This window comes from Roseovarius sp. CH_XMU1461 (assembly GCF_037027165.1).
GTDB classification, from domain to species: Bacteria; Pseudomonadota; Alphaproteobacteria; order Rhodobacterales; family Rhodobacteraceae; genus Roseovarius; species Roseovarius nubinhibens.
This window is the reverse complement of sequence record NZ_JAYMDV010000004.1, coordinates 42,449-68,284: the sequence shown is the minus strand read 5'-3', so window position 1 is coordinate 68,284 and position 25,836 is coordinate 42,449. Positions and strand designations below refer to the sequence as shown.

27 protein-coding genes are annotated in these 25,836 nt (G+C 64.2%); 16 read left to right on the top strand and 11 right to left on the bottom strand.

Going from position 1 to position 25,836, the window contains the following annotated elements; translation table 11 throughout:
* On the top strand, positions 1 to 1,305 hold the full coding sequence (preA, locus tag WA237_RS13240) for an NAD-dependent dihydropyrimidine dehydrogenase subunit PreA (protein ID WP_216016460.1): 1,305 nt from the start codon (positions 1 to 3) through the stop codon (positions 1,303 to 1,305).
* A 76-nt stretch (positions 1,306 to 1,381) separates the two neighbouring features.
* Here preA and WA237_RS13235 read toward each other — a convergent pair whose 3' ends face one another.
* Both WA237_RS13235 and WA237_RS13230 read right to left on the bottom strand, forming a co-directional pair.
* Positions 1,382 to 1,909, bottom strand: a complete 528-nt coding sequence (locus tag WA237_RS13235) for a hypothetical protein (protein WP_336098201.1) — start codon at positions 1,907 to 1,909, stop codon at positions 1,382 to 1,384.
* A gap of 122 nt (positions 1,910 to 2,031) precedes the next feature.
* Positions 2,032 to 2,667: a TetR family transcriptional regulator C-terminal domain-containing protein gene (locus WA237_RS13230; RefSeq protein ID WP_336098200.1), complete on the bottom strand. Its 636-nt coding sequence runs from the start codon at positions 2,665 to 2,667 to the stop codon at positions 2,032 to 2,034.
* 168 nt (positions 2,668 to 2,835) lie between these two features.
* Here WA237_RS13230 and WA237_RS13225 point away from each other — a divergent pair, with 168 nt between their 5' ends.
* From WA237_RS13225 to WA237_RS13185, 9 genes are all read left to right on the top strand, one after another.
* Positions 2,836 to 4,086 carry a Zn-dependent hydrolase gene (locus WA237_RS13225; RefSeq protein ID WP_336098199.1) on the top strand — a complete coding sequence of 417 codons (1,251 nt, stop codon included), beginning with the start codon at positions 2,836 to 2,838 and terminating at the stop codon, positions 4,084 to 4,086.
* A gap of 119 nt (positions 4,087 to 4,205) precedes the next feature.
* Complete coding sequence (gene hydA, locus WA237_RS13220; RefSeq protein ID WP_009814732.1) at positions 4,206 to 5,669, top strand: dihydropyrimidinase; 1,464 nt, start codon at positions 4,206 to 4,208, stop codon at positions 5,667 to 5,669.
* A gap of 4 nt (positions 5,670 to 5,673) precedes the next feature.
* A complete protein-coding gene (locus WA237_RS13215; protein WP_336098198.1) occupies positions 5,674 to 6,096 on the top strand; it encodes a VOC family protein in 423 nt (140 codons plus the stop codon).
* Entirely contained in the window at positions 6,093 to 6,872 is a 780-nt protein-coding gene (locus WA237_RS13210; RefSeq protein WP_336098197.1) for an ABC transporter ATP-binding protein, read from the top strand. Before WA237_RS13215 ends, WA237_RS13210 begins: the two co-directional genes overlap by 4 nt.
* 48 nt (positions 6,873 to 6,920) lie before the next feature.
* Positions 6,921 to 7,799, top strand: coding sequence for an ABC transporter permease (locus tag WA237_RS13205; protein ID WP_336098195.1), 879 nt, complete (start codon positions 6,921 to 6,923; stop codon positions 7,797 to 7,799).
* Positions 7,796 to 8,638 (top strand): ABC transporter permease, encoded by an 843-nt coding sequence (locus WA237_RS13200; RefSeq protein WP_009814728.1) that lies wholly within the window; start codon positions 7,796 to 7,798, stop codon positions 8,636 to 8,638. The genes WA237_RS13205 and WA237_RS13200 overlap by 4 nt, the downstream gene beginning before the upstream one ends.
* A 59-nt stretch (positions 8,639 to 8,697) precedes the next feature.
* Positions 8,698 to 9,690: an ABC transporter substrate-binding protein gene (locus tag WA237_RS13195; protein ID WP_336098194.1), complete on the top strand. Its 993-nt coding sequence runs from the start codon at positions 8,698 to 8,700 to the stop codon at positions 9,688 to 9,690.
* Positions 9,691 to 9,817: 127 nt separating this feature from the next.
* The gene (locus WA237_RS13190; RefSeq protein WP_336098191.1) at positions 9,818 to 10,573 is read left to right on the top strand and encodes a hypothetical protein; all 756 of its coding nucleotides are present in this window, start codon (positions 9,818 to 9,820) and stop codon (positions 10,571 to 10,573) included.
* 11 nt (positions 10,574 to 10,584) lie between these two features.
* Positions 10,585 to 11,031, top strand: coding sequence for an SH3 domain-containing protein (locus WA237_RS13185; RefSeq protein WP_336098188.1), 447 nt, complete (start codon positions 10,585 to 10,587; stop codon positions 11,029 to 11,031).
* A gap of 20 nt (positions 11,032 to 11,051) precedes the next feature.
* Here WA237_RS13185 and WA237_RS13180 read toward each other — a convergent pair whose 3' ends face one another.
* The 8 genes from WA237_RS13180 to WA237_RS13145 are packed head-to-tail and all read right to left on the bottom strand — an operon-like array spanning position 11,052 to position 16,909.
* On the bottom strand, positions 11,052 to 11,423 hold the full coding sequence (locus WA237_RS13180) for a RidA family protein (RefSeq protein ID WP_336098185.1): 372 nt from the start codon (positions 11,421 to 11,423) through the stop codon (positions 11,052 to 11,054).
* A 16-nt stretch (positions 11,424 to 11,439) separates the two neighbouring features.
* Entirely contained in the window at positions 11,440 to 12,342 is a 903-nt protein-coding gene (locus WA237_RS13175) for a lysophospholipid acyltransferase family protein (protein WP_083780931.1), read from the bottom strand.
* 36 nt (positions 12,343 to 12,378) lie between these two features.
* A complete protein-coding gene (locus WA237_RS13170; protein ID WP_009814722.1) occupies positions 12,379 to 12,663 on the bottom strand; it encodes an HPr family phosphocarrier protein in 285 nt (94 codons plus the stop codon).
* Positions 12,663 to 13,064 (bottom strand): PTS sugar transporter subunit IIA, encoded by a 402-nt coding sequence (locus tag WA237_RS13165; protein ID WP_009814721.1) that lies wholly within the window; start codon positions 13,062 to 13,064, stop codon positions 12,663 to 12,665. Before WA237_RS13165 ends, WA237_RS13170 begins: the two co-directional genes overlap by 1 nt.
* Positions 13,061 to 14,026: an RNase adapter RapZ gene (gene rapZ / locus WA237_RS13160; protein WP_050754188.1), complete on the bottom strand. Its 966-nt coding sequence runs from the start codon at positions 14,024 to 14,026 to the stop codon at positions 13,061 to 13,063. The genes WA237_RS13165 and rapZ overlap by 4 nt, the downstream gene beginning before the upstream one ends.
* Entirely contained in the window at positions 14,019 to 14,483 is a 465-nt protein-coding gene (locus tag WA237_RS13155) for an HPr kinase/phosphorylase (protein ID WP_336098181.1), read from the bottom strand. Before WA237_RS13155 ends, rapZ begins: the two co-directional genes overlap by 8 nt.
* Before the next feature lie 6 nt (positions 14,484 to 14,489).
* Positions 14,490 to 16,178, bottom strand: a complete 1,689-nt coding sequence (locus WA237_RS13150; RefSeq protein ID WP_336098179.1) for a sensor histidine kinase — start codon at positions 16,176 to 16,178, stop codon at positions 14,490 to 14,492.
* A gap of 26 nt (positions 16,179 to 16,204) precedes the next feature.
* Complete coding sequence (locus WA237_RS13145) at positions 16,205 to 16,909, bottom strand: response regulator transcription factor (RefSeq protein WP_009814717.1); 705 nt, start codon at positions 16,907 to 16,909, stop codon at positions 16,205 to 16,207.
* A 358-nt stretch (positions 16,910 to 17,267) separates the two neighbouring features.
* Here WA237_RS13145 and WA237_RS13140 point away from each other — a divergent pair, with 358 nt between their 5' ends.
* The gene (locus tag WA237_RS13140) at positions 17,268 to 18,866 is read left to right on the top strand and encodes a phosphoenolpyruvate carboxykinase (RefSeq protein ID WP_009814716.1); all 1,599 of its coding nucleotides are present in this window, start codon (positions 17,268 to 17,270) and stop codon (positions 18,864 to 18,866) included.
* Positions 18,867 to 19,169: 303 nt separating this feature from the next.
* On the opposite strand, the gene WA237_RS13135 is transcribed toward WA237_RS13140, so the two are convergent.
* Entirely contained in the window at positions 19,170 to 19,694 is a 525-nt protein-coding gene (locus tag WA237_RS13135) for a hypothetical protein (protein ID WP_336098176.1), read from the bottom strand.
* An 85-nt stretch (positions 19,695 to 19,779) separates the two neighbouring features.
* Between WA237_RS13135 and moaA the strand changes: the two genes are divergently transcribed.
* The 5 genes from moaA (at position 19,780) to WA237_RS13110 (ending at position 25,794) form a co-directional block, all read left to right on the top strand.
* Positions 19,780 to 20,787 carry a GTP 3',8-cyclase MoaA gene (gene moaA, locus WA237_RS13130; protein WP_336098175.1) on the top strand — a complete coding sequence of 336 codons (1,008 nt, stop codon included), beginning with the start codon at positions 19,780 to 19,782 and terminating at the stop codon, positions 20,785 to 20,787.
* Positions 20,787 to 22,079 (top strand): 3-deoxy-D-manno-octulosonic acid transferase, encoded by a 1,293-nt coding sequence (locus tag WA237_RS13125; protein ID WP_336098174.1) that lies wholly within the window; start codon positions 20,787 to 20,789, stop codon positions 22,077 to 22,079. Before moaA ends, WA237_RS13125 begins: the two co-directional genes overlap by 1 nt.
* On the top strand, positions 22,076 to 23,113 hold the full coding sequence (locus tag WA237_RS13120; RefSeq protein WP_336098173.1) for a glycosyltransferase family 4 protein: 1,038 nt from the start codon (positions 22,076 to 22,078) through the stop codon (positions 23,111 to 23,113). The genes WA237_RS13125 and WA237_RS13120 overlap by 4 nt, the downstream gene beginning before the upstream one ends.
* Before the next feature lie 77 nt (positions 23,114 to 23,190).
* Entirely contained in the window at positions 23,191 to 24,849 is a 1,659-nt protein-coding gene (locus WA237_RS13115; RefSeq protein ID WP_336098172.1) for an amidohydrolase, read from the top strand.
* Between the two features lie 15 nt (positions 24,850 to 24,864).
* On the top strand, positions 24,865 to 25,794 hold the full coding sequence (locus WA237_RS13110) for a PHP domain-containing protein (protein ID WP_336098170.1): 930 nt from the start codon (positions 24,865 to 24,867) through the stop codon (positions 25,792 to 25,794).
* Positions 25,795 to 25,836 lie beyond the last annotated feature (42 nt).

Here is a 25,836-nt window from a genome sequence, read left to right as displayed (position 1 = left end):
ATGGCTGATCTCACATCCAATTTCATCGGCATCAAATCCCCCAACCCGTTCTGGCTCGCCTCGGCGCCGCCAACGGACAAGGAATATAACGTGCGCCGCGCGTTCGAGGCCGGCTGGGGCGGCGTCGTGTGGAAAACCCTGGGCGAGGCAGGCCCGCCAGTGGTCAATGTCAACGGGCCGCGCTATGGCGCGATCTGGGGCGCCGATCGCCGCCTGCTCGGCCTCAACAATATCGAGCTGATCACCGACCGCCCGCTCGAGGTCAATCTCGAGGAAATGACCCGCGTCAAGAAGGACTATCCCGACCGCGCGCTCATCGCCTCGCTGATGGTGCCGGTGAACGAAGAAAGCTGGAAGCGCATTCTCGAGGCGGTGGCCGGGACCGGCTGTGACGGGGTCGAACTCAACTTTGGTTGTCCCCACGGGATGAGCGAACGCGGCATGGGCAGCGCCGTGGGCCAGGTGCCGGAATATGTCGGACAGGTCGCGGAATGGTGCAAGACCTATACCGATCTGCCGGTGATCGTGAAACTCACCCCCAATATCACCGACATTCGCAAACCGGCGCTGGCGGCGAAACAGGGCGGGGCCGACGCGGTGAGCCTGATCAACACGATCAATTCGATCACCTCGGTCAATCTCGACAGTTTCTCGCCCGAACCCTCGGTCGACGGGCTTGGCGCCCATGGCGGCTATTGCGGCCCGGCGGTCAAGCCCATCGCGCTTAACATGGTGGCCGAGATTGCCCGCGATCCGGCCACCGCAGGCCTGCCGATCTCGGGCATCGGCGGCGTGACCACTTGGCGGGACGCGGCCGAGTTCATGGCGCTCGGTGCGGGCAATGTGCAGGTCTGTACCGCTGCGATGACCTATGGGTTCAAGGTCGTGCAAGAGATGATCAGCGGCCTCAGCCAATATATGGACGAGAAAGGCTTTGCCTCGGTGGACGAGCTGGTCGGCCGCGCCGTGCCGCAGGTGGTCAACTGGCAGGATCTCAACCTCAACTACATCGCCAAAGCGCGCATAGATCAGGACGCCTGCATCAAATGCGGCCGCTGCTATGCCGCCTGCGAGGACACTTCGCATCAGGCGATCTCGATGTCGCCCGACCGGGTCTTTGAGGTGAAGGATGACGAATGCGTCGCCTGCAATCTCTGCGTCAATGTCTGCCCCGTGGAGGGCTGCATCACGATGGAACAGATGGCCCCCGGCACCGTCGATCCGCGCACCGGCAAGGTGGTGGAAAAGGACTATGCCAATTGGACGACCCATCCCAACAACCCCGGCAGCTGCGCCGCAGAATAACCAAGGGGTTTGAACAACATCACGCCCGCAGCTGATCCCTGCGGGCGTTTGCCGTCCCAGACGGCAGGTCTTGGCACTAGACGATCTTGTCGAGGCCCAGCGGGCGCAGCACGAATTTCGCCGCGCCCTGCGCCTCGGCCCGCGCCTCCGGCGGGGCCCAGCGCGACAGCGTCGCCATCTCCTGAATGGCCGCCATCAACCGCGACAGGCGCAACCGGCCCAGCGCCGCTTCGGCCTGTTGATCGAGGCCCATCCGCCGCGTCACCACCGCCTGCGGCCCTTGCCGCGCCTCAAAGAGGCTCTGCGGTGCGGGCTCTCCCGGCATCTCGGCAAAGCCGCGCCCGCGCGGGGCCTCCTGTGCCAGAAACCGCAGCAAGTGCTGTTCCCAGCTCCGCCCCTCGCCGGCCTGCCACGTCCGCGCCTCCCGCGTGCCCGCCTCCTTGCGCTTGCTGTCGCTGACGCCCGCCTGCCCGGCCTCCGCCGCACCCCGGCGCGGTGGCAGCGCCCCACGCTCTTCCTGACCATGGTCGAAATGCTTCGACCCCGCCGAAACGGGGCGCAGGGCGGCCAGCTTATGCGGGCCAGATATGGAAAACTCCGGCATGATCTATCCAGCCTGACGGCTCAACGTCCACGGGGCCCACACCCATGCCGCAACATATCATTTACCGCGATTGAATGAGAGGGAAATGCAGGAAAAGGGTTAAACCCAGTTAACCCTACCCCTCACCCCGGATCGGGGGTCAAGAGCCGCCGGTACATCCGGTCGAGAAAGGCGCGCGCCTCGTCCTGTTCGGCTTTGCCAGGCATCAGCACCTCGACCTGCACTTCGAAATCCGCGTAATGCTGCGTCGTGGCCCAGATCGAAAAGATCAGATGACGCGGATCGGTGGGGGCCAGACGCCCGGCCCGCATCCAGCCGGAAATCACCTCGGCCGTATCATCCACCAGCGGTTTTAGCACCTCTTCGAGATGGCCGACAATGCGCGGTGCGCCCTGGATGATCTCATTGGCGAAAAGCCTGCTTTCGCGCGGAAATTCGCGGCTCATCTCAAGCTTGCGATGGACATAGCACAGGATCTCGTCGAGCGGCGCGCCCTCGGGGTCGATCTCGCGCATGGGGGCCAGCCAATTGTCCATCAGCTGATTGAGCAGCGTGACGTGAATGGTTTCCTTGCCGTCAAAATAATAGAGAATATTGGGTTTCGAAAGCCCCGCCTGTTCAGCAATCTGGTCGAGCGTCGCGCCGCGATAGCCATGTCTCGAGAACACGTCGAGCGCCGCCTCAAGGATCAGCCCGCGATTGCGGCGCTGAATGCGGCTTGGCTTGCCGTCCTTCGTCGTCATGTTCAAATCGGCCATTGCGACAGGGCCTCCCTCGACGTTACAGTTACCGCACAGCGATTAAGCACCCAAGCGGCAGTGCACCACGCGCCCCCCGGATTTTCATAGACGAAACTTGACAGCTTGGCCCGGCTCCGTGATCGTAACTTTACCAAATGGTAAAATAGCGACAAGGGGAAGGTGAGAATGGCAGCGCCCGGAGAAAATCTCAAGATCAATGGCGACAGGCTCTGGGACAGCCTCGAAGACATGGCCAAGGTCGGCCCCGGCGTGGCGGGCGGCAACAACCGTCAGACGCTCACCGATGAGGATGCCGAGGGCCGCGCGCTGTTTCAACGCTGGTGCGAGGAGGCCGGCTGCCGCATGGGCGTGGACAGCATGGGCAATATGTTCGCCACCCGCCCCGGCAGCGATCCCGACGCCCTGCCCGTCTATGTCGGCAGCCATCTCGACACCCAGCCCACCGGCGGCAAATACGATGGGGTGCTGGGCGTTCTCGCCGGGCTCGAACTTGTCCGCACGATGAATGATCTCGACATCAAGACAAAACATCCGATCGTGGTCACCAACTGGACCAATGAGGAAGGCACCCGCTACGCGCCCGCCATGCTGGCCTCGGGCGTCTTTGCCGGGCTGCACACCGAAGATTGGGCCAAGGACCGCGTCGATGCCGAGGGCAAACGCTTTGGCGATGAGCTCAAGCGCATCGGCTGGGAGGGCGACGAGCCCGTCGGCCAGCGCAAGATGCACGCGTTTTTCGAGCTGCATATCGAACAGGGGCCGATCCTCGAGGCCGAGGGCAAGGACATCGGCATCGTCACCCATGGTCAGGGGCTGAGCTGGACCCAGCTCACCATCACCGGCAAGGACAGCCACACCGGCTCGACCCCGATGCCGATGCGCCGCAACGCCGGTCTCGGCATGGCGCGGGTGCTGGAAAAGGTCGAAGAGATCGCCCTGGCCCATGGTCCCGACGCCGTCGGTGCGGCAGGTCATATCGAGATTTTCCCGAATTCGCGCAACGTGATCCCCGGCAAGGCTGTGTTCACCGTCGATTTCCGCTCGCCCAATCTCGAGGTGCTCACCAAGATGGTGGCGCAAATGAAAGAAGCGGCCCAGGCGATCTGTGACGAGATGGAGCTCGGGCTCGAGATGGAGGAAGTGGGCGGCTTTGATCCGGTCACCTTTGATGCAACCTGCGTGAGCGCGCTGCGCAACGCCGCCGAACGGCTCGGCTATAGCCACCGCGATATCATCTCGGGCGCGGGCCATGACGCCTGCTGGATCAACCAGGTCGCGCCCACCGCGATGGTCATGTGCCCCTGTGTCGACGGGCTGTCGCATAACGAGGCCGAGGCGATTTCGAAAGACTGGGCCAAGGCCGGGGCCGATGTGCTCTTGCACGCGGTGCTCGAGACCGCCGAGGTGGTGGAGTGAGATAAATCGCGGGGGGGCCAGCCCCCGCACCCCCGGGATATTTGCGGCCAGAAGAAGCCCTACCCCGGAACCAAGACCCAACCGGCCCGCGCGCCGGAGGACGAACAGGGAGACGAGATATGACGACCAAGGTCATCAAGGGCGGGCAGGTCTGCACCGCCGATCGCACGTGGAAGGCCGATGTGCTCATCGAGGGCGAGGTGATCAAGCAGATCGGCGAGGACCTCAAGGGCGATGAGTATATCGACGCCGAAGGCGCCTATGTGATCCCCGGCGGCATCGATCCGCACACCCATCTGGAAATGCCCTTCATGGGCACCACCGCCGCCGAAACCTTCGAGACCGGCACCTGGGCCGCGGCCTGTGGCGGCACCACGATGCTGGTGGATTTCTGCCTTCCGGGCGCGGATGGTTCGATCAAAAATGCGATCAATGAATGGCACCGCAAATCGGCGCCGCAGATCTGTTCCGACATCGGCTATCACATGGCGATCACCGGCTGGAACGAGAGCGTCTTCAACGAGATGAAGGATGCCGTCGATATGGGCGTCAATTCCTTCAAGCATTTCATGGCCTACAAGGGCGCGTTGATGATCGAGGATGACGAGATGTTCGCCTCGTTCAAACGCTGTGCCGAGCTGGGTGCGCTGCCCATGGTTCATGCCGAGAACGGCGATCTGGTGGCCGAGATGCAGGAGAAATATTTCAGCCAGGGCATCACTGGCCCCGAGGGCCATGCCTATTCGCGCCCGCCCGAGTTCGAGGGCGAGGCCGCCAACCGCGCCATCTGTATCGCCGATGCCGCAGGCGTGCCGCTCTATATCGTGCATGTGAGCTGTGAGCAGGCGCATGAGGCGATCCGGCGCGCCCGGCAAAAGGGCATGCGGGTCTATGGCGAGCCGCTGATCCAGTTCCTGACCCTCGATGAGAGCGAGTATTTCAACAAGGATTGGGATCACGCGGCGCGGCGGGTGATGTCGCCGCCTTTCCGCTCCAAGGATCACCAGGACAGTCTCTGGGCCGGGTTGCAGGCCGGGTCCCTGCAGGTGGTGGCCACCGATCACGCCGCCTTTTCCACGGAGCAAAAGCGCGCCGGGCGGGCGGATTTCCGCATCATTCCCAATGGCTCGAACGGGGTCGAGGAGCGGATGCCGATGCTCTGGACGCGCGGCGTGGAAACCGGGCGGCTCACGCCCAATGAATTCGTCGCCGCCACCTCGACCAATGTCGCCAAGATCCTCAACATCTATCCCAAGAAGGGCGCGATCGTCGAAGGGGCGGATGCCGATATCGTGGTCTGGGACCCCAAGATCACCAAGACGATCTCGGCCAGCAATCATCACTCGATCCTCGATTACAACGTCTTTGAGGGCTTCACCGTCAGCGCCAACAGCCGCTTTACCCTGAGCCGGGGCGAGGTGATCTGGGGCTGGGGGCAGAACAGCCAGCCCCAGCCGGGACGTGGCCGTTTCGTGCCGCGCCCGCCCTTCCCCTCGGCGCATCAGGCGCTGTCGAAATGGAAGGCGCTCACCGCGCCCAAGATGATCGAGCGCGACCCGCTCAACATTCCGTCGGGGATCTGAGCCGATGGCCGCGCCCACCCCGCCCGGCGCGGTGCTGGAAACCGCGCTCTATGTTGATGACCTCGACGCCGCCGCGCGGTTTTACGGCGATATTGTCGGCCTGCGCGAGCATCAGCGCGCGCCGGGCCGGCATCTCTTCATGCGGGCCGAGACGGCGATGCTCATGCTCTTCGTGGCCGAGGCCACCGAGCAGCCCTCTGAGGGCAAGTTTCCGGTGCCGCCCCATGGCGCACGCGGCCCAGGGCATGTCTGCTTTCGCATCAGCCCGGGCGAGACCGAGGCCTGGGCGCGCCATCTCGCGGCGCATGACGTGACGGTAGAGGCCGATTTCCACTGGCCCAATGGCGTCCGCTCGCTATATGTGCGCGACCCCGCGCAAAACTCGGTAGAGTTCGCCGAAGCCAAACTATGGGATTTTGACACGTGACAGCGCCAGTAATATCGGCCCAGAATCTGAGCCTGACCTTCGAGACCAATGATGGCCCGGTGCATGCGCTCAAGGATGTGACGCTCGCGGTGGAAAAGGGCGATTTCGTCTCTTTCATCGGGCCTTCGGGCTGTGGCAAGACGACCTTTCTGCGCTGCATGGCCGATCTCGAACAGCCCACCGGCGGCGAAATCACCGTCAACGGGGTGAGCCCCGAAGAGGCCCGCCGCGCCCGCGCCTATGGTTATGTGTTTCAGGCCGCAGGGCTCTATCCCTGGCGCACCATCGGCGGCAATATCCGGCTGCCGCTCGAGATCATGGGCTATGGCCGCAGCGATCAGGACGCGCGGGTGCAACGCGTGCTCGATCTGGTTGAGCTGTCGGGGTTCGAGAAGAAATTCCCGTGGCAGCTCTCGGGCGGCATGCAGCAACGGGCCTCCATCGCCCGGGCGCTCGCCTTTGACGCCGATATTCTCCTGATGGACGAACCCTTTGGCGCGCTGGATGAGATCGTCCGCGATCACCTCAACGAGCAGCTTTTGCAGCTTTGGGATAAGACCAACAAGACCATCTGTTTCGTCACCCATTCGATCCCCGAGGCGGTCTATCTCTCGACCAAGATCGTGGTGATGAGCCCGCGCCCCGGACGGATCACCGATGTGATCGAGAGCCCGCTGCCCCGGCAGCGCCCTCTCGACATTCGCGACGCGCCGGAATTCATCGAAATCGCCCATCGTGTTCGCGACGGGCTGCGCGCGGGGCATGGCGATGGCTGATCGGCGGACCTCATCGGGGCAAGGGCCCCTTGCACGCGGCGGGGTGGCATGATGCGCTCTGTCCTGCCGGTTCTCACTGTGGTCGCCGCGATCTTTGCCATCTGGTATGTCGCGTCCATCGGGCTCAACAAACCCTGGGCCGAGGACAAGGCGCGCCGCGCCGGGGTCGAGCTCAGCACATCCGAGCTCATCCTCGACACCTGGAGCCAGAAGAAGCCCCGCCTGCCCGCGCCGCATCAGGTCGTGGCGGAGCTCTGGAACACCACCGGCGCCATGGTGCAGCAGGGCCGCGCCCTGTCGAAACGTTCGCTGATCTGGCACGGCTGGATCACGCTGAGTTCGACGCTACTGGGGTTTGTCTTTGGCACCGGGCTTGGCATTTTGCTGGCCATCGGCATCGTCCACAGCCGCACCATGGACATGTCCGTCATGCCCTGGGTCATCGCCAGCCAGACGGTGCCGATCATTGCCATCGCGCCGATGATCGTCGTGGTGCTCGCCTCGCTCCAGGTCGATGATGTGGTCGCCAAAGGCGTGATCTCGATGTATCTCTCCTTCTTCCCGGTGGTGGTCGGCATGGTCAAGGGCCTGCGCAGCCCCGGGGCCATGCAGATGGATCAGATGAAGACCTGGAACGCCAGCCGGGCCCAGACCTTCTGGGCGCTGCGCCTGCCCGCCTCGGCCCCCTATCTCTTTGCCTCGCTCAAGGTCGGCATCGCGGCGAGCCTTATTGGCGCGGTGGTGGCAGAGCTGTCGCTGAGCCAGGATGGCGGTCTCGGCGCGCGGATGCTGGGCGGCAGCTATTACGGCCAGACCATCCAGATCTGGAGCGCGCTCATCGCCGCTGCGATCCTTGCCGCCGGTCTCGTGGCGATCATCGGGCTGATCCAGCGGATCACGCTCAAACGTATGGGGATGGCCGCATGATCTGGGTGACCTTCGCAATCGGTTTCTGGCTCATGGCCTGGTGGATCAACATCCAGATCGGCCGCAGCGGTGCGCCCTGGGCCGGGCTGGTGATGCCCGCGCTCTTTGGCCTGACGCTGCTCATCCTCTGGGAGGGCATGGTGCGCGGCCTTGGCATCAACCCGGTGCTGCTCCCGGCGCCGAGCGCCATCGCCCAGACCTTTGCCGCCAACTTGCCGACGCTTTGGGGCGATCTGGTCCAGACCGTCGTCAAGGGCGCGCTCACGGGTTATGTGCTGGGCTGTGGCGCGGCGATCCTCACCGGCATCGCCGTCGACCGCTCGCCCTTCTTGCAGCGCGGCCTGTTGCCAGTGGGCAATTTCGTGGCCGCCCTGCCCATCGTCGGCATGGCCCCCATTCTGGTCATGTGGTTCGGCTTTGACTGGCAGTCCAAGGCGGCGGTTGTTGTCGTCATGGTGTTCTTTCCGGTGCTGGTGAACACGGTGGCAGGTCTGCGCGACACCGACAGCATGCAGCGCGACCTGATGCGCACCTATGCCGCCAGCTATCCGCAAACCTTGCTCAAGCTGCGGCTGCCCGCCGCCCTGCCCTTCATCTTCAACGGGCTCAAGATCGCCACCACGCTGGCGCTCATCGGCGCGATCGTGGCCGAGTTCTTCGGCTCGCCCACCCGCGGCATGGGCTTTCGCATCGCCACCTCGGTGGGCCAGCTCGCGCTCGACATGGTCTGGGCCGAAATTCTGGTGGCGGCGGTGGTCGGCTCGGCCTTTTATGGCGGGGTCGCCATGCTCGAGAAAATGCTCACCTTCTGGCACCCGTCACAACGACGCCGCGCCTGAGGCACGAAACCTGATAAGATAACAATAAAAACCATACCAAACCCAACAAGGAGACACAGATGACCAAGCTCGCCAAAACCGTCAGCCTCGGCCTCGCCGGGCTCTGGGCCGGAATGGCCCAGGCCGCCGATGATGTGACGCTGCAACTCAAATGGGTGACCCAGGCCCAGTTTGCCGGCTATTACGTGGCCCAAGATCAGGGCTTTTATGAGGAAGAAGAACTCAACGTGACGATCAAGCCCGGCGGGCCGGACATCGCGCCCACCTCGGTGCTCGCAGGGGGTGGCGCGGATGTGGTGCTCGACTGGATGCCCTCGGCGCTGGCCAGCCGCGAAAAAGGCCTGCCGCTGGTGAATATCGCCCAGCCCTTCAAGAGCTCGGGCATGATGCTGACCTGCCGCAAGGACGCCGGCATCACCAGCCCCGAGGACTTCCCCGGCAAGACGCTCGGCGTGTGGTTCTTCGGCAATGAATACCCGTTCCTGAGCTGGATGAGCCATCTCGGCCTCTCGACCGATGGCGGCGACGATGGGGTAACGGTGCTCAAACAGGGGTTCAACGTCGATCCCCTCCTGCAGAACCAGGCCGCCTGCGTCTCGACCATGACCTATAATGAATATTGGCAGGTCATCGACGCCGGGCTCACCCCCGAGGAACTCGTCGTCTTCAAATACGAGGACCAGGGCGTCGCCACGCTCGAGGACGGCATCTATGTGCTCGAGGACAAGCTCGAAGACCCGGAATTCGTCGACAAGATGGTGCGCTTCGTCCGCGCCTCGATGAAGGGCTGGAAATGGGCCGAGGAAAACCCTGACGAGGCGGCGATGATCGTGCTCGACAATGACAACACCGGCGCCCAGACCGAAGAGCACCAGAAACGCATGATGGCCGAGGTGGCGAAGCTCACCGCAGGCTCGAACGGCGCGCTCGACCCGGCCGATTTCGAACGCACGGTGGAATCGCTGCTCGCGGGCGGCTCGGACCCGGTGATCACCCAACACCCGGGCGAGGCCGCCTGGACCCATATGATCACCGACAAGGCGCTCAACTGATCTGACGCAGACAGGAACTGCTCCCGAGGGCCGCGATGCAGATCGCGGCCCTTTTCACATCCGCCTTGCCATATGCGCCCCCGCGCCTAGACTGATCCCGTCCCCAATCGGCACGGGAGGGACCGGAATGCGACAGTCACCGGCGCAGATCACACGGCACCTCGGGGTGGCTCTTGGTCTCGCGCTGCTGTCGCTCACCCCTCGCGCCGCATCGGCGGACACCGGGCAGAGCCCCATCGTCCTTTGCGGCAGTGACGCGGGCTTTGATCTGCACAGTCTCACGCTCGAGCAGAGCACAGGCACCCCGGCGCTCGACCGCGCCTTGATTCAGGAACTCCACGCGCAATCGGCGTTTTTCGGCGTGCGGCCCGCCTTCTATCTCTATTCGGACGGCATTCAGAACGCGATGGCCACGCCCGAGATCTTCCCCCAGACCCCGGGCACCGATGGCACCGTCCTCTATCAGATGGACCTGCTCTCCGAGCATCTGACCTCGGCGCATTGGGGCGGCTCGATCGTGGCGGGCGTCATCGCGCATGAGTTCGCCCATATCATGCAATTCTCCGACCCCGCCCGTTATAGCCGGCTCTTGGACCATCACGGCACGGTCAAATTCCTCGAACTGCACGCCGATTTCATGGCCGGCTATTACATGGGCACGAAATTCGCCGACAAGCCGCAGGACCTCGAAACATTGGCCCGCAAGATCTTTGAACTGGGCGACAATAATTTCACCAGCATCGGCCACCACGGCACCCCAGAAGAGCGCCACGTCGCGCTCCGCGCCGGGTTTCGCTATTATCTCCAACACCCGCAACACGACGTCGCCGCGGCCCTCGCCGAAGGCGAAGCCTTTGTGACCAGCGTTTTCGCGGCCTATTGAAAGAGCGCATTATGAAATTTCTTCTGGTCCCGGCGCTCGCCCTGACCCTAAACTTGGGCCTCACCGCCACCCCGGCCCTCGCCCAATCCGATGATTGCTATCCGGGTCTCGGCCTTTGCGAAGATGCGGTGACCGCCAAAACGCCCCTGCCCTCGCGGATCAACATCGGCACGCCAGAGGCACCGCCCAGCCCGCTGCCTCAGGCCTCCGAGCAGACGCAACCCCAACCAACCCCCGCCGCGCAGGTCTGTGTGGTTTATGATGTGCGCCCGCCCGACGCCTGGCTTGCCCTGCGCACCGAACCCACGACGAAACGCGGCCGCAGGCTCTATAAACTGCCCTCGGGCACGCGGCTTGAAATGCTCGGCCCACAAGAGGGCAATTGGCACCTCGTGCGGGTCAGCAATGGCTCTGTCGGCTGGGTCTCATGGTATCGCGACCGCTGGATCGCCTGCTGATCCAACGGTCGCGAAAACGCTTACTTGTCCTGACCGGGACGGTCGGAGTTCACGGCGGCAATCACGATGAATTCCACCAGCAGCCCGGGATGGGCGAGCTTGGCCTCACCACAGGCGCGGGCCGGGGTATTGCCCTGCGGAACCCAGGCGTCCCAGACTTCATTCATCTCGGCGAAATCAGCCATATCGGCGAGCCAGATCGTGGTCTGCAGGATGCGCGTCGGGTCGGAATTGAGCCCCTTCAGCAGCGTCTCAACCTGCTCCAGGCAGGTGCGGGTCTGATCGGCAACGCTGTCGCCCACTTTGCCCACCTGACCTGCGAGGTAAATCGTGTTGCCATGCACCACGGCCTGGCTCATGCGCGGGCCGGTTTCAATCCGTTTGATATCCATGTCTCTCTCCAGAGGATTAGTCAGACGCTTCGCCCAGCGCCAGGGTATGCGCGCGCAGCCAGGTCATGAACCCGCGCGGATCTTTCTCCAGAAGCTGCATCTTCTCGGCGCTGATCGGCGCACCGACCACCGGCTTTTGCGGCTTGTTGCAGCTTTTGACCACCTCGTGGAGCAAGAGGCTCTGACGCAGCGTGGCGGAAATCCGGTTCGCCATCTGATACCAGCGCGAATTTTCACCGGGGAAATAGATCGGCACCACCGTGGCGCCCGAGCGGCGGATCATCTGCGCGGTGAAGACATTCCATTCGCGCTCGATCACCGGCCCAAAGAGACTGTCGGACGAGGCCACCACGCCCGAGGGAAAGACGCTGATCACGCCGCCCTCCTTGAGATGGGCCATCGCCTTGGCGCGCATCTCGACCGATTTGCGCTGCGCGTCGGGCTCATGCGGAAAGGGCACGGAAATCATGTAAGAGGCGGCCACCTCGTCGATCCCGGTCAAAAGCGCCCGCGTCAGGATCTTGTAATCCGTGCGCCGCCGCCCGATGAGATCGGCCAGGATCATCCCGTCAACCAGACCATGCGGATGGTTCGCCACCACCACGACAGGCCCTTCGAGCGGGATATTGTCGATCTCTTCCTGCGGCGTCAGAAGGTCGATCCCCATCGTGCCCAAGGCCGCCCGCCAGAACGGCTGACCGGTGGGCGCGCCGCGCTTTTCAAAGGCGCGGATCATGCGGATGATGCTGAGCTTGCCGGTGAACCATTCGAGCGTGCGGATCACCGTCGCCGTCAGCGGGCTGTCGAAACTGTTGGCATAGGTAAGGCTACGGCGGTCATATTTGGTAAAGTTGACCGGCGCGGCAGCATCGCCCTGCACCCTGTCACTGGGGTCTTCCGTCACCGGTTTCTGTCCCATCGTCACCTCTACGCCCGCAGGTCCCGGACGTATCCTTTACATGTCTTCGCCAAAGCGCTCAGCGACAAGCTTTTCAATGGCATCGGCGAGCGCCTCGGCATCCGCGCCACGGGTTTGCACGTCAATAGTGGTTCCGCGCGAGGCTGCCAACATCAAAAGACCCATGATGCTGTCGCCGCTGGCGGATTGGCCATCCTTGGACACTTCTGCCGTGGCGTCAAACCCTTCGACCACCTCGACCAGCCGCGCCGAAGCCCGCGCATGCAATCCCTTTTCATTCACGATCTCGAGCGATCGCGTCACACTCTGCTGGTCTGTCATCAAAGGTCCTGTTCTGCCGAAATATTTTGGCTGTCGATATACTTGCGCCCGGCATTCAGCGCATGGGCAACCGCGTCGGGCACCGACTTGTGGCGAGACTTCGCCAATTTGATCAACATCGGCAGATTGGCCCCGTAAAGAATGCGGCGATTGTCCGGACGGCAGGCCATGAGCGATAGGTTCGACGGCGATCCGCCAAACATATCGGTCACGATGACCACCCCTTCGCCGGTGTCCACCGCATCGGCGGCTTCGCAAATTTCGGCTTGTTTGGCGGCGCGGTCATGGTCGCGCTCAATGGCAATGGCACGAATGCCCGGCTGGTCTCCGACCACGTGTTCTATTGCGGCGAGATACTCACACGCCAATCCACCATGCGCCACGATCACGATCCCGATCACTGCGTCTCGATCCTTCCGTCCCGGTGCGGTGCGGCCCCCGTCTCGGCAGACGATGCGCGCGCTTTCCGTTCCAATTCCCTGTGCCTTATTGACACCGGCCAGCCCTCATCCGCAAGGGTCGCCGCCAAAGTTTCTGCCAGCGCCACCGAGCGATGCTGCCCGCCCGTGCAGCCAAAGGCAAGCGTGAGATAAGATTTGCCCTCCGCCTCATAGGCCGGCAACAAAAAGCGGATCATCGACAGGGTCCGCTCGCGAAATCCCTCGAACCGCGGATCGGCCTCGACATGGGCCTGCACCGCCTTGTCGCGCCCATCCAGCGCCCGCAGCGACGGCTCCCAATGCGGGTTCGACAGGAACCGGCAATCGAGCACCAGATCGGCGCCGCGCGGCAGCCCGCGCTTATAGGAAAAGCTCTGCACCGAGATCGACAGATCCGGCCCGCTGCGCACCGCGAACCAGCGCTCCACCTCGGCGCGCAGATCATGCGGGCTGAGCTCGGACGTGTCGATCAGCACATCCGCCCGCGCCCGGATCGGCCCCAGCAGATCAAGCTCGCGCGCGATGCCCAGCTCCGCCCCTTCCCGCGCCGCCAGCGGATGCCGCCGCCGCGTCTCGGAATAGCGCCGCATGAGCACCTCGGGCCGCGCATCGAGATACAGAAGCTGCATCGGCATGCCGGTCAGCCGCGCGATCCCGTCAATCGTCTCGATCAGCGCCTGGGTGGTGAAATCGCGGTTGCGCACATCGATGCCAAGCGCCAGCGGACGCTCCGGCCCGCCGCCCTGCAAGAGCTTGGGCAAGAGCGTCAGCGGCAGGTTGTCAATCGCCTCATAGCCCATGTCTTCGAGCACATGGATCGCCGTGGTGCGGCCGGCACCGCTCGGCCCCGTCACCAAAACCAGCGGGGTCAGCTCGGAAAACTCGCCGGGCGGCGGGCCATTGGGCGCGGATGTGTCAGGCATATCGTCCATGCGTCAGATATAGGATCAGGGCGGCGGGAAAACAGGTCATGTCGCTGCGGTGGATCACCGGCAGCGTCACGCCCAGAATATCGGTCTCGCGCGCGGGCGGCAATCGCGCGCACTCAACCTGCGACAGATCGACCAATGCGGCCACTTCGCTCGGCCCGGCCTCGGGCGCATGCAAGAGCCCCACGCCCCGCGCCTCGATCCGGCCCTTGATGCTCGGCGGGGCGCTGGCGATGATTTGATCACCGTCGCGGCAGAGGATGGTCTGATCGTCGGAGACAAGCGCCGCCCCCCGGCTGATCAGCTCGAGCGCCAGAGCGCTCTTGCCCGCGCCGGACGCGCCCCGGATCAACAGGGCGCGGCCGCCAAGCGCGACACAGCTCGCGTGAATGCTCTCCCCCGGCTTCACGGCCGCGCGCCGCGCGTCCGGCGCACGGGTCTCGCCGGGCATGCGCGGTTAGACCGGCAGGCCGACGACAAAGCGCGCGCCCAGCGGATCAGAGGTGATATCGGCCTCTGTGGGACGGATGTTCTCGGCCCAGATCACGCCGCCATGGGCTTCGACAATCTGCTTGGAAATGGCGAGGCCAAGACCGGAATTGTTGCCGAAATCCTTTTCCGAGCGGTGCGAATAGAAGCGCTGGAAAATCTTGGTCAGCGATTGTTCGGGAATGCCGGGGCCGGTATCCTCGACCACCACCAGAACCCGGTTCTCGCGGGTCCGCGCCCAGACGCGGATCGCATCGCCGGTCTCGCAAAAGCTCACCGCATTGGTGATCAGATTGACGAAGACCTGCGCAAGACGCGCCTCCAACCCGTTGATCACAATGGGATGTTCGGGAAAATCGGTGATGAAATCGATGCCTTTGCCCTTGGCCTCCTGGCCAAGATATTCGCCCAGATTGCCCAGCATATTGAGCAGATCGAACGCCTCTTCCTCTTCCTTCACCAGCTCACTGTCGAGCCGCGAAGCGTTGGAAATATCGCTCACCAACCGGTCGAGACGGCGCACATCATGGTCGATCACATCGAGCAGTTTCTCGCGCTGATCGTCACGTTTGGCGACCCGCAGCGTGCCCACGGCCGAGCGCAGCGAAGCGAGCGGGTTCTTGATCTCATGCGCCACATCGGCGGCAAATTGTTCATTGCCGTCGATCCGGTTGTAGAGCGCACCGACCATGCCGCGCAGCGCGCCGCTCAGCCGGCCGATCTCATCGGGGCGCGAGGTCAGATCAGGAATGCGGATGCGTGATCCATTGTTCTTGCCGCGATTGCGCGCCCCGCCGATTTCGGCAGCGGCGGCCAGATCGGCCAGAGGATGGGCGATGGTCGACGCCAGGATCAGGCTGAGCCCGATCGACACCAGCGTCGCAATAATAAACATCTGCAGCACGCGCTCGCGCTCCGACCGCACAAGGCTGTCGATCTCGCCCGAGGCGCTGGCAATGGCCACGACGCCGACCGCCTGGCCCTGGTGCAGGATCGGCGTGACCACCGAATAGACCGTGCCTTCCGAGGATTTCGCCGCTTTCACATCGGTGCCGTTCGTCAGCGCTGCCGGCACCATGCCGCTCAGCAGCTCCGCCGTATCCGGCGCGGGCGCCTCATTTGACAGGCTGCGGAACGGGCGCGACAGACCGCCCCAGACCCAGCTCAGCGCGTCGGTGATCACCGTACGCTGGCCGCTATCACCCTCACCTGCGGGGTCATCGCGCCCCGCCAGATGGCCAAGCTGCACCGCATTGGCGTCAAAAACATAGATATCCGAATTGTCGCGCAGACTAAGCCCGGCGAGCACCTCGGCCACATCGATCCCGTCGCCCGAGGCCAGGCTCACCGGTGCCCCCTTGGGCAGATGCGCCTCAAAGACATCGGCGACAAGCTCGCCTTCGGTCACCAGCCCGCTCACCCGCTGCACCGCGAGCCCGTCGCGCGACGAGTTGAGATAGAGGATCCCCGCAACCAGCACGTTGAGCGCGATCAGGTTGAAGGTGATGATCTTGCGGGTCAGGGGCGAGGACCGCAGCGAGAAGAAACCGCGCCGGGCGCGCCGCGCCTGCAGCTCATCCTCGGCCACGCCCACCGGCGCGACGAAATCATCCCCGAGGACAATGTCGCCGCCGCGCTCGTTTACCGTGTCACGCACTGTAGCTCCCCCGACCAGCGCTGCGATTACTCTTCATTGTACCGGTATCCGATACCATAAAGCGTCTCGATTGCCGAGAAATCGCTGTCGACATTGCGGAGCTTCTTGCGCAGCCGCTTGATATGGCTGTCGATGGTGCGGTCATCCACATAGACCTGATCATCATAGGCCACATCCATCAGCTGATCGCGCGATTTGACGAAACCGGGGCGTTGCGCCAGCGCCTGCAAGAGCAGGAATTCGGTGACGGTCAGCGACACATCCTGGCCTTTCCAGGACACGGCGTGACGCAGCGGATCCATCCGCAGCTCGCCGCGCTCGATGACCTTGCCCTCCTCGGCCTCGGCCGGGCTGATCGTGCCATCCACCGCCTCTTGACGGCGCAGAAGCGCGCGAATGCGCTCCACCAGAAGCCGTTGGGAAAACGGCTTTTTCACGTAATCATCGGCCCCCATGCGCAGGCCGAGAACCTCGTCGATCTCGTCATCTTTCGAGGTGAGAAAGATCACCGGCATCGAGGATTTCTGGCGCAGACGCTGCAACAGATCCATCCCATCCATCCGCGGCATCTTGATGTCCAGAACTGCCATATCGGGCAGTTTCTTGCTGAACGCATCAAAGGCCTGTTGGCCGTCATTATAAGTCTCGACCTCGAAACCCTCTGCTTCGAGTGTCATCGACACCGATGTCAGGATGTTCCTGTCATCGTCCACCAAGGCGATTTTCGACATGCGTAATTTCCTTACTGCTCGTTTTGCCTGATTTTTTTCTCCATTATGGTCTGTTTTTTCCTGCGCGATCAATCCGTTTTTGCGAATCATGCCCTGACTGCGACTCATTTGACGCAGAATTACCTTGCGAATGACTAAATTGACTCACCTGCCTGCGAAAAAACCCTGAATGGCGGGGCTCCGCCGCTGGTTGCGCTAACGTCCAATTGGTTGCGCTAACTCAGGAATCCGCCCCTGTTCTTTCCACAAATCCCCATGCTAAGACGCCGCCATCGGGCCGGCAGGACACGACTCCCCGCCCCGCCCGGTGTCTTCTGCCGCCCCTCGGGCCGGCCCCACAGACTGGAGAATTAAGTCGATGACATTCGGACGGGTGAACCCGAAATTCAGCCTCGAAGATCAAGGGATCACCGGGCTGGGAGAAGTTTTTTACAACCTGATCGAACCGGCGCTGGTCGAGGCCGCGGTGAAGAACGGCGAAGGCACGCTTGGCCGTGGCGGGGCGTTTCTCGTCACCACCGGCAAATTCACCGGCCGCTCGCCCAAGGACAAACATGTCGTCAAGACCGACAGCGTCGCCGACACGATCTGGTGGGACAACAACGCCGAAATGACCCCCGAGGGGTTTGACGCGCTCTACGAGGACATGATCGCCCATATGCAGGGCGGCCGTTACTACGTGCAGGATCTCACCGGCGGCGCCGATCCGGCGCATTCGATCAAGGTCCGCATGGTGACCGAACTGGCCTGGCACGGGCTCTTCATCCGTCACCTGCTGCGCCGCCCCGAACGCGAGGCGCTGGATCATTTCGTCGCGGATTTCACCGTGATCAACTGCCCGAGCTTCAAGGCCGACCCGAAAAAACACGATTGCCGCTCGGACACCGTCATCGCGATGAATTTCGACCGCAAGATGATCCTCATCGGCGGCACCGAATATGCCGGCGAGAACAAGAAATCGGTCTTCTCGCTGCTCAACTACCTGCTGCCCGAAAAAGGCATCATGCCGATGCATTGCTCGGCCAACCACGCCAAGGGCAACCCGGTCGACACCGCCGTGTTCTTTGGCCTGTCGGGCACCGGCAAGACGACGCTCTCGGCCGATCCCGGTCGCATTCTCATCGGCGACGACGAACATGGCTGGTCGGATCGTGGCACCTTCAACTTTGAAGGCGGCTGCTATGCCAAGACGATCAACCTCAACCCCGAGGCCGAGCCCGAGATCTACGCCACCACGTCGAAATTCGCCACGGTGATCGAGAACATGGTCTTTGACGAAGAGACCAAGGAGCTTGATTTCGACGATGACAGCCTGACCGCCAACATGCGCTGCGCCTACCCGCTCGACTATATCTCGAACGCGTCGGAAACGGCGATCGGCGGCCACCCCAAGAACATCATCATGCTGACCTGTGATGCGTTCGGCGTGCTGCCTCCGATCGCCCGGCTGACCCCGGCACAGGCGATGTATCACTTCCTGTCGGGCTTCACCTCCAAGGTCGCTGGGACCGAGCGCGGCATCACCGAGCCCGAGCCCACCTTCTCGACCTGCTTCGGCGCGCCCTTCATGCCGCGCCGCCCCGAGGTCTATGGCAACCTCCTGCGCGAAAAGATCGCCAAGCATGGCGCGACCTGCTGGCTGGTCAACACCGGCTGGACCGGCGGCGCCTATGGCACCGGCTCGCGGATGCCGATCAAGGCCACCCGCGCCCTGCTCACCGCCGCGCTCGACGGCTCGCTCTCCAAGGTCAAGTTCCGCAAGGACCCGAATTTCGGCTTTGACGTGCCCGTGGATGCGCCCGGCGTGCCCGAGGTTCTGCTCGACCCGCGCCGCACTTGGGGCAACCCCGAGGCCTATGATGCGCAGGCCGCAAAACTGGTCGAAATGTTCGCCCAGAATTTCGAGCAATACCTGCCGCATATCGATGAAGATGTGAAAGCCGCCGCACTGGGCTAAGCCCCACTGCCGCGCAGAGGACAAAGGCCCGCCCCACCGGCGGGCCTTTTCTTGTCTGTCACCCCTAAGTCCGGAACAGCCGCAAAGCGGCCCGACCAGCGCCCTTCGCACCCTAAGGCCGGAACAGCCGCGCAGCGGCCCGGCCAGCGCCCGTCCGCCCCCCGGGCGGGCGCTTCTGCACCGTCACGAATTATCCTTAGGTCAGAGATGGCGGCCAGATAAACTGCCCCGCAATAGCTCACGACGCCCCCCCGCGGACGGGCCCTGCCCGCTCTCCGATCCTCTGTCTTGCGCTAAATCGCCTTACGGCCCGTAGACCACCAGCTCCGGCAGATCGGTGAGATCCGCCCCCAAAAGCCGCATCGCCGAGAGCGAGATGCGGCTGCCCGCCCCCGCCTCGCCCGGAATGGGGATGAGATCGACCTGCGCCGATTTTCCATTCGCCGGATACTCGACACGGCCCTTGCCCGCCGTCTTGACCAAAGGCGTCTTGAGCCAGAACCCCGGCTCCGCCACATCGCCAAGCGAGGCGATCGTCGTGCCGAGCTTGGCACCGCCCGCATCCGGCTGGGCGGCTTCGGCCTTTTCCGCAGCCGTCGTCGTGTCGAGCGCCGCGGGCGTCGCCGCGCCCCCGGTCAGCGCCGAGGGCTTGATCGCCTCCGACCCTGCTCCCGACCCGGCCCCCGCCTCTGCCGCAGCAGAGGCCGCAGAGGGCTCCACCGCCGCCGACCCGGCACCAGAGCCGGCCCGCTCGCGCTGCTCCAGCCCCGGAATGACACCACAGGCCCCAAGGCCCAGACACATAAGATATGGAAAAACCTGTTTCATACCCCAAATCTAGGGCGCGCCCCCCGTTCCGGCAACGGTCAACTTGCCCCTTGCCCCGACGCCCCCCGACACTTAGGTTCCCCCCATGACAGCACCGCTTATAGATCCCTTCCAGCGCGCCATCTCTTACCTGCGCGTCTCGGTCACCGACCGCTGCGATTTTCGCTGCGTCTACTGCATGTCCGAGAACATGAATTTCCTGCCCAAGAAGGAACTTCTGACACTGGAAGAGCTGGATCGCATGTGCTCGACCTTCGTGCGCCTCGGCGTCGAAAAGCTGCGCATCACCGGGGGCGAACCGCTGGTGCGCCGCGACATCATGACGTTCTTCCGCTCGATGACCCGCCATCTCGACAGTGGCGCGCTCAAGGAACTGACGCTGACCACCAATGGCTCGCAGCTCTTCCGCTTTGCCAATGATCTCTATGCGGCGGGGGTGCGCCGGGTGAATATCTCGCTCGACACGCTCGACGAGAAGAAATTCGCCGACATCACCCGCTGGGGCCGCCTGCCGCAGGTGCTCAAGGGCATCGACGCCGCGCAAAAGGCCGGGCTGCGGGTCAAGATCAACACCGTGGCGCTCAAGGGCTTTAACGAGGACGAACTCTTTACCCTCACCGAATGGTGCCAGGACCGCGACATGGACATCACCTTTATCGAGGTGATGCCGATGGGCGATATCGGCAACGAAGACCGGCTCGACCAATATTGGAAGCTCTCGGATCTGCGCGCCCGTCTGCGCGAACGTTACACGCTCACCGATCTGCCCGAGCGCACCGGCGGCCCCGCCCGCTATGTGCGGCTCGAAGAGACCGGGCAAAAGATCGGCTTCATCACGCCGCTCACCCATAATTTCTGCGAAAGCTGCAACCGCGTGCGGCTCACCTGCACGGGCGAGCTCTACATGTGCCTCGGTCAGGAAGACATGGCCGATCTGCGCGCGCCCCTGCGCAACCATCCCCGCGATGATGCGCCGCTCGAAGAGGCCATTCGCCGCGCCATCGCGCTCAAGCCCAAGGGCCATGATTTCGATTACTCCCGGCAGGATGTGGCGGGCCGCATGTCGCGCCACATGAGCCACACGGGCGGCTGATGCCCAGACGACGCCCGGCGCTACTCGGGCTCTATTCCACCTTGACCCGCGCCCTGGCGCCGCTGGCCTGGCGTCGCGTTCAGCGCAAGCTGGCCGCCAATGGCGCCGATCCCGCCCGCATCTCGGAACGGCTTGGCCGCACCGCCCTGCCCCGCCCCGCCGGGCGGCTGATCTGGTTTCACGCGGCCTCGGTCGGCGAAAGCGTCTCGGTCCTGCGGCTCATCGACCATCTCGGGCAGAGCGATCCCAACCTGCGCTTCCTGATCACCTCGGGCACCGCCACCTCGGCCGATGTGCTGGCCCGCCGCCTGCCGAAACGGACCCAGCATCAGTTTGCGCCGCTCGACACCCGCGAGGCGCTGCGCCGCTTCCTCGCCCATTGGCATCCCGATCTCGGCGTCTTTGTCGAGAGCGAGCTTTGGCCGCATATGATCGAAATGGCCTATGCCCATGACGTGCCGCTGGCGCTGATCAATGCCCGGATCTCCGACCGCTCGGCGCGCGGCTGGAAACGGTTCGGGCGCACCGCGCGCTATCTGCTGTCGCATTTCTCGATCATCCATTGTCAGGACCAGCGCACCGCCGATCATTTCCATGATCTCGGCCTGCGCCGCGCCCGCGCGGGCGGCAATCTCAAGGCCGCCGCCGGGGCGCTGCCCTATGATGCGGCGGTGCTCACGCGGCTGCGCGGGGTGATCGGCACGCGGCCCCTCTGGGTCGCGAGCTCGACCCATCCCGGCGAAGAAGAGACCGTCCTCGCCGCCCATGCCGAGATCCTCAAATCGCGGCCCGATGCGCTCTTGATCCTGGTGCCGCGCCACCCTGAACGGGCGCGCGAGATCCTCGAAAAGGGCACTGTCGTAATACCGACGTGGAGCCGACGTTCTACCGACATGCCGATTTCGGCCAAAACACAGGTCTATCTCGCCGACACGATGGGCGAGACGGGGCTCTGGTATGCGCTCTCTCCCATCGTCTTTCTCGGCGGCTCTCTGACCCCCGTGGGCGGCCACAACCCCTATGAGCCCGCCGCCGCCGGGGCCGCCGTGTTGCATGGCCCGCTCTATGCCAATTTCACCGAAGCCTATGCCGCTTTCGACACCCATGGTGGGGCGCTCGAAGTGGCGGATGCGGGCGCGCTCTCCGAGGCGGTTCTCGACCTGATGAGTGACGCCGAAGCCCTTGATACTATGCGTGAAAACGCCCGCGCCTTCGCGCAATCCCAGACGCAGATTCTGGACGAAATCGGCGCGGCTCTCTTGTCGCTTCTCGCCACGGGCCGCCGCCGATGACCGATCTGATCGTCACCAATTTCAACCGCAATTTCACCGGCGTCTCGGCCACCGCAGCCGGCGTCACACGGGCGCTTTCCGACCGCTACGACCTGCGCCTCGCAGGCCACCCGCTGCCCGGCTGCCCCGACCCGATTTCCAGATCCGAAGCCCTCCGCCTCTCCCGCGGCCCCGACCTCACCCTCTGGCACGTCCGCCGCAACACCGAGATGCGCACCGCCCTCCTCGCCCGCGACCTCCTCCGCCTGCCCGTCCGGATCCTGTTCACCTCGGCCGCGCAGCGCCGCCATTCGGCCTTTCCCCGCTGGCTGATCTCGCGGATGGACGCGGTGATCGCGACAACTGAGGCCGCTGCGACCTATGTCCCCCATGTCCGCGCCGTGGTGCCGCATGGGGTCGATTGCGCCCGCTTCACCCCCGCACCCGACCGCGCGGCGGCTTGGGCTGAAACCGGCTACCCGGGACAGCAAGGCCTCGCCAATATCGGCCGCATCCGCCCCGAAAAAGGCACCGACCGTTTCGTCGAGGCCATGCTGCGCCTGCTGCCGGATCACCCCGGGTTGACCGCCTTGGTCATCGGCCGCGCAGGCGGCAAGCATGAGGCCTTTCTCGACGGGCTCAAGGCGCAAGTTCGCGCCGCAGGCCTCTCGGATCGCTTGCTTTTTCCCGGCGAGGTCGCCGCCGCCGAGCTGCCCGCCTTGATGCGCGCGCTGTCGCTCGTGGTGCAGCTGCCGCGCTATGAGGGCTATGGCATGGCCCCGCTCGAAGGCATGGCCAGCGGCGTGCCTTTCGTGGCCACCGACGCCGGCTATTACCGCAGCTTCGCAGGCCAGAGCAGCACCGGGCTGATCACCAGCGACGCCCCCGCGGACGCGGCCCAAGCCATCTCTGCCCTGCTCTCCGATCCGGCCCGCCACGCCGCCATGTCCCGCGCCGCCCGCGACGCCGCAACCGCGCATTTCTCGATCGAGACCGAGGCCGACGGCATCGCCCGCGTGCTCGACCAGATGCGGGCCGAGCACGCCGCGATCTGAGCTCTTGCAGCCCGCGCCCTTTTGCCCCCAGACTGCGCCTCAACGACGCATGACACAGGCACGAAGGGAGACGCGCCATGGCCGCCGATCTGATCATCCTCAACGGGCATCTTAAGACATTCGACCCGGCCCGCCCCACGGCCTCGGCCCTCGCCATCACCGAGGGCCGGATCACCGCCGTCGGCAGTGAGAGCGACATTCGCGGCCTCGCCGGGCCGGACACAGAGATCGTCGACGCCCAGGGCGGCACGGTCCTGCCGGGCTTTATCGAAAGCCATATCCACCTCTTTTCCGGCGCGGTCGAGCTTGAGCTGCTCAATCTCGCGGGCATCTCGCATGCCGAGGACGCGGCGCGGCTCCTTCGGCAACGGGCCGAAACAGATAGCGATGCCAAGGTGTTGCTGGCCGTGGGCGCGGAATATGGCCTCTTGGGCGGCGCGCCGATCACCCGTCAGGCGCTCGATGCGATCCTGCCCGACCGGCCCATGGCAATCATGGCCGCCGACCATCACACCGTCTGGGCCAACACCCCCGCGCTGACCCTCGCCGGTCTCTTGCACGGGGCCGATATGCCGCAAGGCGCCACCGTCGAAATGGCCGCTGATGGCACCGCCACCGGCGCGCTTTTCGAGTTCCCGGCCTTCATGCCGCTTCTGGCCCATATGCCCACCGGCGGGCGCGAATATCTCGGCCTGACCACCGGGCGCAACCCAGAGGTGACCCCCGATGCCATCGCCCGCGCCACTGACAAGGCGGCGCTTTTGCGCGGGCTCAACCATCTGGCCGAAAATGGCATCACCAGTTTTCACAATATGGATGGCAACCTCTATCAGCTTGAATTGCTGCAGGAATTGCTCGACGAGGGCCATTACATCCTGCGCGGCGAAGTGCCGATGCATATGCTCAACACCGATCCGCTCGACCGGCTCTCCGAGGCGCAGGAGATGGGGCGCTATGCCTCCGACTGGCTCTGGTCGCGGCGGGTCAAGCTCTTTGCCGATGGGGTGCTCGACAGCGGCACCGCGCTCATGTGCGAGCCCTACCCCGGCAGCGATAGCATCGGCGAGCAAATTTTCGCGCCCGACCATATGAACGAGTTGGTGACCCGCGCCGATGCGATGGGGCTTCAGGTCTCGGTGCATTGCGTCGGGTGCGGCGCGGTGCGGCAAGTGCTCGACGCCTATGAGGCGGCGCAAAAGGCCAATGGCCCGCGCGACAGCCGCCACCGGATCGAACATGTGGAATCGCTCCACCCCGACGATTTGCCGCGCTTTGCCGCGCTCGGCGTCGTGGCCTCGATGCAGCCCCTGCATTCGCCGCGCGGCGGCTTCTTTCCGCCCTATGCGCCGGGCGAAATCCTGCATGCGCACCAACGCCCCCGCGCCTTTGGCTGGCGCAACATGCGCGACAGCGGCGCGCATCTGATCTTTTCGACCGACTGGCCGGTGGTTCCCGTCCCCGTCATGCCGACGATCCAAGGCGCGGTTGCCCCGCGCGATCTTTCCGAGGATTGGGGCGACAACCAAGCGCAGACGCTCGACGAGGCGCTGGCGAGCTACACGCGCGACGCGGCCTGGGTCGAGTTCAACGAAACCCAGAAAGGCCAACTCGCGCCCGGTATGCTGGGTGATGTCGTGATCCTGTCACGCAATCTGGATGATATGGCGCCCGACACATTGGGTCAGGCCAGCCCGATCACCACGATCTGCGGCGGCCATATCACCTATCAAGCCTGATCATAGGAGCATCACATGACGCTGGCGGCCTTTAGCAATCCCGGGCGCTTCTGGCGCGGCAATCTGCACACCCATTCCGACCGCTCCGACGGCGTGTTGCCGCCCGAAGAGGTCTGCCGCCGTTACCGCGCCGAGGGCTATGATTTTCTGGCCCTGACCGATCACTTCGTCGGGCTTTATGACTATCCGATTACCGACACCACCGGCTATCGCCGCGATGAGTTCACCACCATCCTTGGGGCCGAGCTGCATTCGGGCGCGATGGAAAATGGTGAGATCTGGCATGTGCTCGCAGTGGGTTTGCCCAGTGATTTCGCGCGCCCTAACGCGCCGCATTTCTTCACCGTCGAGGATCAGGAAACCGGGCCAGAGATTGCCGCCCGTGCCCGCGCCGCCGGGGCCTTTGTGGCCATCGCCCATCCGCAATGGTCGGGCATGACCCTCAATGATGCGCGCAGCATCACCGAGGCCCATGCCGTCGAGATCTACAACCATGGCTGCGCCGTGGAATGCGACCGGCCCGACGGGTTTCACACGCTCGATCTGCTGCTCTCCGAAGGCCGCCGCCTGACGCTCTGCGCCACCGATGACGCGCATTTCGCGGGGCCGGATTTCTTTGGCGGCTGGGTCATGGTCAAGGCCGAGGAGAACAGCCCCGAGGCGCTTCTTTCCGCGCTCAAAACCGGCGCCTTTTATTCGAGCCAAGGGCCAGAACTCCACGACATCCGGTTCGAGGACGACCATGTCATCGTCGAAAGCACGGCGGTGAGCACGCTCGTCGTCGCGGGCCAGGGCTCGGCCGCAGGGGCGGTGCATGGCGCATCGATGACCCGCGCGCGCATGCCGCTCGACCGGTTCGCGGCCAGCCCCTGGATACGGGTCACCGTGGTCGATGCCGCAGGCCGCCGGGCCTGGGCCAACCCGATCTGGTTCGAGGATCTCTAGGCGCGGGCCCGGGCCCGCAGCCTATTTTGCGCTCTAACGCGC